General features: G+C 69.9%; 2 protein-coding genes. Both read left to right on the top strand.

The window, feature by feature from the left end; all coding sequences use genetic code 11:
• Positions 1 to 84: 84 nt before the first annotated feature.
• Complete coding sequence (locus tag EHS43_RS44050) at positions 85 to 852, top strand: enoyl-CoA hydratase/isomerase family protein (RefSeq protein WP_125195996.1); 768 nt, start codon at positions 85 to 87, stop codon at positions 850 to 852.
• Between the two features lie 262 nt (positions 853 to 1114).
• Positions 1115 to 1618 carry an ATP-binding protein gene (locus EHS43_RS44045; protein ID WP_185806672.1) on the top strand — a complete coding sequence of 168 codons (504 nt, stop codon included), beginning with the start codon at positions 1115 to 1117 and terminating at the stop codon, positions 1616 to 1618.
• Positions 1619 to 1663 lie beyond the last annotated feature (45 nt).

Raw genomic sequence — 1663 nt, 5'->3', positions numbered from 1 at the left:
CGCCTGCCCAGGGGACCGCTGCCCCCGCCGACTGTGAGCCACCGCACCCGGGTCAGTCCCGTTAGTCGCCGTTAACCTGCTGGCATGACCGTGAATCTCGAAGTCGCCGACGGTGTCGGCACCATCCGTCTCGACCGTCCGCCCATGAACGCGCTGGACGTGGCCACCCAGGACCGCCTGAAGGAGCTCGCCGAGGAGGCGACCCGGCGCGAGGACGTGCGCGCCGTGATCGTGTACGGCGGGGAGAAGGTGTTCGCGGCCGGCGCTGACATCAAGGAGATGCAGGCCATGGACCACACCGCGATGGTCCTGCGCGCCCGCGCCCTCCAGGACTCCTTCTCGGCGGTGGCCCGCATCCCCAAGCCGGTCGTCGCCGCCATCACCGGCTACGCCCTCGGCGGCGGCTGCGAACTCGCGCTGTGCGCGGACTACCGCATCGCCGCGGAGAACGCCAAGCTCGGGCAGCCGGAGATCCTGCTCGGCCTGATCCCCGGCGCGGGCGGCACCCAGCGCCTCGCCCGGCTCGTCGGCCCGTCCAGGGCGAAGGACCTGATCTTCACGGGCCGGATGGTCAAGGCGGACGAGGCGCTGACACTCGGCCTGGTGGACCGGGTCGTACCCGCCGACGAGGTGTACGCCGAGGCGCACGCCTGGGCGGCGAAGCTCGCGCAGGGCCCGGCGCTCGCGCTGCGCGCCGCGAAGGAGTCGATCGACACGGGCCTGGAGACCGACATCGAGACGGGCCTCGCGGTGGAACGGAACTGGTTCGCAGGCCTGTTCGCCACGGAGGACCGCGAGCGTGGAATGAAGAGCTTCGTCGAGGAGGGCCCCGGTAAGGCGAAATTCCTCTGAACCCCTTGCAATTGACGCGGTGTCTGATCCGGGTCCCTCGATGGGACGGTTTATGGGAGCCTTAACGCAACCTTAAGTCTGTCTTGTCGAGGGAGTCCGTCGATTGCCTCCCAGTGAGCTTCCGCCGCAGGTCAGAAGGTCCGTCGAGGGCGCCGAAGTGCCGTTGGCATATGCCGATCGACTCCACCGGAACGCCGCATTCCGGGGGGTCTATTCGCCGGGAACGGCCCCGGAGCGCGCTCTGGGCGGCCATGATGGGGGCATGGCGGGGCTGGAGGGTTTCGAACAGCCGCGGGGAGACGGCCGTGCGACGGCGGCGCGCTGGTCTCCGGCGGTCGAGGACGAGCACGCACTGAAAGCCCTCGAACTGTTCGGAAACCCGACGGAGGCCGAGGTTCCGCTGCCCTCCCGTCCGGAGTCCGCGGCGGCCGCGCGCCGTCTGACCCAGGTGATCGTCCTCCGCCAGTGGGGGCTCACCCCGAAGCTGACCGAGGACGCGGTCCTGCTCGTGTCCGAACTGGTCGGCAACGCGGTACGGCACACCGGGGCCCGGGTGTTCGGCCTGCGGATGCGACGCCGGCGGGGCTGGATCCGGATAGAGGTCCGGGACCCCTCGCGCGGACTGCCCTGTCTGATGCCGGTGCAGGAGATGGACGTCAGCGGGCGGGGGCTGTTCCTCGTGGACAAACTGTCGGACCGCTGGGGCGTCGACCTGCTGCCCCGCGGGAAGACCACCTGGTTCGAGATGCGCGTGGCCGACCGGTAACCGGTGGGTCGATCAGCCGCAATCTCCGGCACAACGCCTTAAATG

Origin of the sequence: Streptomyces sp. RP5T (assembly GCF_003933965.1) — a bacterium.
Lineage (GTDB): Bacteria > Actinomycetota > Actinomycetes > Streptomycetales > Streptomycetaceae > Streptomyces.
Note: the sequence above shows the minus strand (reverse complement) of the source record. Positions and strands in the feature narration are given on the sequence as shown.

Bases quoted from the DNA above. Each gene is read 5' to 3' on its own strand.
- EHS43_RS44050 (WP_125195996.1), top strand. From the start codon at position 85: ATGACCGTGAATCTCGAAGTCGCCGACGGTGTCGGCACCATCCGTCTC.
- EHS43_RS44045 (WP_185806672.1), top strand. From the start codon at position 1,115: ATGGCGGGGCTGGAGGGTTTCGAACAGCCGCGGGGAGACGGCCGTGCG.